The sequence below is a fragment of the Scytonema sp. HK-05 genome (assembly GCF_963872035.1).
In the GTDB taxonomy this organism is placed as follows: domain Bacteria; phylum Cyanobacteriota; class Cyanobacteriia; order Cyanobacteriales; family Nostocaceae; genus Kalymmatonema.
On sequence record NZ_CAWMYC010000155.1, the window covers coordinates 37,461 to 43,570 of the forward strand.

The 6,110-nt window shown below is 43.6% G+C and carries 3 protein-coding genes and 2 pseudogenes; 2 read left to right on the plus strand and 3 right to left on the minus strand.

What is annotated here, in order from left to right:
- Positions 1 to 52 precede the first annotated feature (52 nt).
- Entirely contained in the window at positions 53 to 427 is a 375-nt protein-coding gene (locus tag AACT52_RS35965; protein WP_073635205.1) for a hypothetical protein, read from the plus strand.
- Positions 428 to 574: 147 nt separating this feature from the next.
- On the opposite strand, the gene AACT52_RS35970 is transcribed toward AACT52_RS35965, so the two are convergent.
- Together AACT52_RS35970 and AACT52_RS35975 are read right to left on the minus strand one after the other, a co-directional pair.
- Positions 575 to 1,777 carry a potassium channel family protein gene (locus AACT52_RS35970; RefSeq protein WP_337251775.1) on the minus strand — a complete coding sequence of 401 codons (1,203 nt, stop codon included), beginning with the start codon at positions 1,775 to 1,777 and terminating at the stop codon, positions 575 to 577.
- A 492-nt stretch (positions 1,778 to 2,269) separates the two neighbouring features.
- Positions 2,270 to 2,575, minus strand: a pseudogene (locus AACT52_RS35975) (NAD-binding protein); the annotation flags it as partial.
- Between the two features lie 837 nt (positions 2,576 to 3,412).
- Between AACT52_RS35975 and AACT52_RS41635 the strand changes: the two are divergent.
- Positions 3,413 to 4,191, plus strand: a pseudogene (locus tag AACT52_RS41635) (Uma2 family endonuclease).
- A 262-nt stretch (positions 4,192 to 4,453) separates the two neighbouring features.
- Here the strand turns inward: AACT52_RS41635 and AACT52_RS35990 are convergent.
- On the minus strand, positions 4,454 to 6,110 hold a 1,657-nt coding region (locus tag AACT52_RS35990; RefSeq protein ID WP_143172954.1), incomplete at its 5' end, for a CHAT domain-containing protein.

Here is a 6,110-nt window from a genome sequence, read left to right on the forward strand (position 1 = left end):
TGTAGAGAGCAATTAGATAATTCGAGTCAACAGGTACTTTTTTAAGGAACCCATGAACAGGAAATTGATACTAAGTTTGCTTGCCAGCCCTACAGTTTTTGCCTCTATGATGTCTGTGTTGGGAGTGGTCAATCCTGCCCATGCTGTCTCGCCAGTCATCCGCACGAAAAACGGTGAGGCGTGCATACGTCATCCACATCCTAGTTACAATAAATTTGTGTGTATACGAGCTACACAAACAAATCAAGCATCTGCCTCGACAACTCAATCTAGGGTCAATGCAGTAGATCCATCAGGCAAAAATATTGCTATGTTGAACTTTACTGAAGAGGAAAGCGATAAGGCGATCGCCTTATTTGGCTGTGACTGTCCATATTGCATGAATGCTTTACGCGCTCTACGAAATCAAGCACCGATGGTGTATTAGGCTTTAACACCGCATGTCGTATCACTGCAATAACATTCTTTGCGCGACCAAAGTTGGTTGTGGTGTAGGGTGGAAATTGATAAGCGCTATAACTACAGCACAACCACTTAAATGTTATAAATCCTGCAACTGGTGCAAAATGTGAAGTTAGCTATTTGATGGTTGCCCAATGAAGATGACACTTGCCAAAACTTGTACTTTTTTTAGCTTGCCGACGAGATGCTGAGCTTGATGTTTATAAAGTGGTGTTGGCAACACTGTAGGCAAATTATTCATCCATTGCCTAGCAGTCGTGAAAGTACATCCCGTAATCAACGCTATTTCTTCTGCACCATCAGCAATAGCATTTCTAGTCAAAGCTTTTTCAATCTGCACCTTAAAAAGCCGAGGCAGCATTTCACCCCATTCAATTCGCTGCAAGGCACTGCTTGTGGCTAAAATAATCAAGCGATCGCCAGCACAAAGCTTGACATCATCCCAGGGCATTAACGAGTAATTCTCTTGCCGTTTCTGATACAAAATCGGCACAACACCGTAACCATGGGCTATTTCAGATAGAAGCAATTCATTGAGAGTATCGCCCTGTTCGATATTGTATTCCGTCACCATGACTATTTGATTGCTCAAGTGAAAAAAGCTAAGAACGTTTTCTCCAAAGGCCGCACAAGCAAAGACTTCTGCTGACAAAGCCGCGCCACACAGAACTTTGGCATAGGGAAACAGAGGAGCTATATTGTCACTAAATTGGCGATCTTGAGAGCGGATAATCAAGCGACTGGTGGGGTTGATTGCATGAGCCATCAGACCAATTTCCAGATTTTCCATGTTATCGTCCCCGACTAAAACGATGCTTTTGGCATAGGAGAGATTCACCTGAGCAAGTGCTTCGATACCATTGCCAACAATAAGGGGCATCTCGGGTAAAGTGCGTTCGTCGAGAGTGGTAGTATGAATTCCTACTAACGGCTGGTTGAGTTCCTGCAAAAGAGTAGCCACCTTCTGCCCCAGGCGATTTAAGCCAACAAGCACCACATGGTTGGATTGTGGTATGGGAGGATGAGGGTTGAAAAACTGGAACCTTGAAGTGACAAGAGCATCAGTCAGCAGTGCATACAATACTCCCACGAAAGCTTGACCTGTCAACGTAAGTCCCAGGCTGAACAACCGCAACCACCACGGCATATGGTCTGAGGGTTGTGCTTGCGATACAAACTCAACGCCGCCAAATAAATCTCCGTACCCTCCCAAGAGCAAGACTGCTGTGGCATAGAAAGCTTCTTGCAGAGTGATGTGAGGATAATACAAGCGGTAAAGAACTATTCCGACGAGCCACAGGATGACTACAGTCATCGCATAGATTGTCGCAATTCGCCGGATTTGATTTTGGCTTTGGTAGTAAGATTGCCAAAATAGCACTATCTTTTGCTTAAGATTTTTTGGTGTGATGCTTCGGACGAACTGTTGCCACTGCCACCTTTTGTGGTGAGATTTGCTTGTATCTTGCTCAGATAAATCCAGTTCGTGTGCAACATCAATGTAAACGAGTGTGTCTCCCGCCTGCACTTCTGCCTCTGGGTCCCAGTCATAGAATTGTTTAGGTGCGTCAGATGAAACAGGTGTATGACACAAAATGCGGCGAGTTGTTAGATTGAGTCTATGTACTGGCTTGCGATCGCACCAGCGCTCGTTTGGTTGTACCTGATGCTCTATCACTCGCAAGAGTTGCCCCTCTAAGGTGAAATATCCAATAGCTTCAGAACCGAGGGCTGTCAGAGCAAAGGCATGAGCCGAAAGATGGGTAGGCTCAAAGGCAACAAAATTGCCTAGGTTTTCGCACAACAGTTCGTTGAAATTTTGTTTGTTAGAACGTACAATCAGGCGAACGTGCGGATTAAGACGCCGTGCTGCAAACGCAGCTTCTATATTCATCCGCTCATTTCTTGTCAGTAAAAGTATTGAACGACACTGACGTATACCTGCCTGCTCTAAAATACTTGGTTGGCGGCAGTCTCCTATGATTAACTTTTCTAGTAAGCTTGGTACTTCTGGAACTTCCCAACTTCCGGGCTGCACAACGTCAATGGCGCTGACTTTAACATCGTACTCCTTTAGGACTGCAACACAATGTTGCCCTAAACTTTTGAGCCCGCATACTAAGAAAAGGTCTTGCTTTTTGTCTTAATTTGTGCTATGTGGAGGATGCACTTTCTGTTGATGGCAGCATTGGGTACTGCTAACAGTATGTGTTTACTAGGATTATATGGATATTAAAAAAAATTGAGCAACCGACAGCGCTTTACTAAAAGGGGAGAAGTCTAATGAACCGCGAATCGCCCTTCCTTTGCAGGTATCCATTAAAATACCCCTTTGGCAAGTAGCCGCAGGGGGGATTAACATAAGTCTTTAGGAATAGATTTTATATATCTTGTTTGATAATAACAACTACAAAGCGGTTTATCAAGATTCCAGAATTTAAAAAACCAAATTTTCACAGGATATGCACACGCCGACTGTACCCATAGAAGCTAAATTGCTCTACAAACCTCACCCCATCCCCTCTCCTTACTAAGGAGAGGGGTACCTGTCTCTGGTTCCTATGCTCAGCATAGGAATGCCTAAAAGTGGGCTGCTGCCTCCCAACGATTATATTTTGATGACTATGTTATGCGTAGAGTGGGCAGTGTGTGAACCGTTTAGAAACAAGATCCACAGTGGTGGGCACTGCCCACCGATACTCTAGAACTGCAATGGCTTGAGTAGCAGTGCCCACCCTACACAGGATTTCTTGCTAATCACTATGCTGAGCGTAGGGTGGGCAGTGTGTGAACGATTTACAGACAAGATCCACAGTGGTGGGCACTGCCCACCGATACTCTAGAACTGCAATGGCTTGACTAGCAGTGCCCACCCTACACAGGATTTCTTGCTAATCACAAGCCTTATCGGAAAATGGATAGAAGAACAAGGAAATGAGGAGAAAGAAAAATGACTCAAGCTGTACGCAAACTAGTAACATTTGAAGAGTTTGCACTCTTGAAACCGGAAGATGGACGTTATGAACTTCACGATGGAGTCATCGTTAAAAAGCCGCAACCACTGGGAGGACATGAAGACATCATAGGTTTTTTAACCCTAGAAATAGCAGTAGAAATTAAACGACTAAAGCTTCCCTATTCCATACCTAAAACAGCGCTAGTCAAACCACCTGAGAGGATGTCTGAAAAGATTGGATAAGGTATATTTTGTCATTCTGAGTGTAACGAAGTGGAGCGAAGAATCCCTATTCACCGTGAATTTGTGAGATGCTTCACTGCGCTGTCGCTCCGTTCAGCATGACATTTTTGACTTCTCAGACATCCTCTGAGAGCGAATCAGGTTACTCGCCAGATGTGTTGATACTAAATCGTTCTAATTTGGCAGCGGAACCACTTTGGAAAAAGGAATCTACTGTTACTCAAGGTGCATCAATTCCTCTGGTGATTGAAGTCGTTAGTACTAACTGGCGAGATGATTACCATAAAAAATATGGTGAGTACGAAGGAATTGGCATTCCTGAATACTGGATTGTGGATTATCTTGCTCTTGGTGGACGTAATTTAATTGGCAATCCCAAACAACCCACTATCTCTATTTATTGGTTAGTTGAAGATGAGTACCAAGTGAGCCAGTTTAGGGGAGATGAGCGTATCCAGTCACCAACATTTCCTGAGTTAAACTTGACTGCACAACAAATTTTTGACGCTGCCAGCAGTTCCTCAGTGTAGTCAACAACATGAAACATCATTTGCAAAGACAACACAATGGCGATAATACACAGGATTTGAATATAGCACTCCTAAATGATTTGTGAAAAAATAAGATCCCCGACTTCTTTAAGAAGTCGGGGATCTGATGCATGAAGTACAAATTTATCTGTGTCCATCTGTGTCCATCTGTGGTTCATTATTTCTTCGGTGTATCTTACCCAATTGCAAACCGCTATATTCTCCCTTCATAATATGCAAAGTCAAATTTATTCAACTTTATTCAACGCGCATCGCCAATCAGGACAAAAGGCGACCAATAATAAGGATGACGCTCAATTTGCTTCAGCTTGGCTTTTTGCAGTGCTTCTCCTTTGCTCATACCCTGCTTGAGGTTCTGATAAAACTCAATCATCAGACTCTGCGTTGCTTTATCATCAACCGCCCACAAACCCGCCATCACTGCTTTAGCACCAGCACGCTCAAATATGTACGCAACACCTACAATTCCCTCTCCAGAAGAATTGGTTGCTTGAGCCGTTTGACAAGCGCTAAGAGTCAGCAGTTGCGTACCTTGTAACCCCAAACGAGCAGCATCAGCAATATCAAATTGAGTGTCAGCAAACAGTAATGTATTCTTTTTTAAGTTCAACTTTTTACAATCTTCCTCTTGGAAGCAACCGTGAGTTGCTAAATGCACCAAGGGAAAGCGGGAGGCGTAAGTTTTGAAGTTGTTCAAGGTGGCGTCGTTGCCGAGGTAAGCTTGACTTGATGGAAATAGTTGGGTGATATTTTTAACTTCTTCCTCTGCGCCTGGTAAATTTTGTGGATCATGAGGTACGGGATTACCAAATGCTAAGACAGTTTGTTGTTGGCGTACAAGCTTCTGTGCTGTCGGTGGTTCTAAAGAACGAGTAGAAATGCGGGTAAGATAGTTAACGGGATATTTCTTGATTAAGAATTCCTTTTTTTCCTTGTCAAAAAGAGTTTCAAAAGGAAGGTAGCGGAGTTTCCCACTCGTGATAATACTTAGCTCTTTGGGGGACAAAGCCTGAATTTCTTTCTCCACAGGACGAATGAGGATATCGTACAGTGGGCTGCTACCAGTTTCGATGTAGCTATCATCACCCTCATTTTGTACCTGTTTGAGGTACTGCGTGAGGAGTTGATTAAAATCACTGGGAATCGGTCTTTTAACGACATTTAAACGGTCTTTGGTTAAAACAAAAATGGCGATGGAATCGGTTAGTACGACGGGTTGAACAACAACCGTCCCTGTTGGGATAGAAGATTTCAGCTTTTCAATATCTGGGGGTGTGGTTTCAAACAGTTCTGCCACTTCAGGAAAATTCTGGGAAATACGTTCAGCATCTTTGTAAACCTGCGTTTCTAATTCCCGAACTTGTTTAGATAATTCCTCAGAAAACTTATCTTGTAGTTGCTGTCGCAAAGCTTCGAGTTGTTGATTTTGCCTCTTCCACTTGGAAAGAGTTAGCTGTGCTTGTAAGTTGGTAACTTTGGCGTTAATCAAGCGAGTGTAATCAGCTAACTCAGCCGTGGTGAATAAGTTCACCCATTCAAAAGCTTTATCATATTGTTTCTGCTCGATAAGGACATCGACGAGATATGCACTCCAATCGTTAACCTCAAGAAACTTTTGACGATTTTGCCGCTGTAAACCTTGGCGCATTTCCAAGATAATTTTGAGAGATTGCTCTAAATTTGAGATGGCATCAGTAGGTCGATTTATATCCCGGTACAATCCACCAATATTACCTAAAGTAATCGCTTCGCCTGAGCGATCGCCGACGGAGCGTCTTAGGGGCAGAGATTGGTTGTAGAACTCTAGTGCTTTCTGCTTTTGTCCTAAATCGTCGTAGACTCGACCGATGTTATTGAGGGTTGTGGCAACGCCCGTGCGATCGCCGACGGAGCGTCTA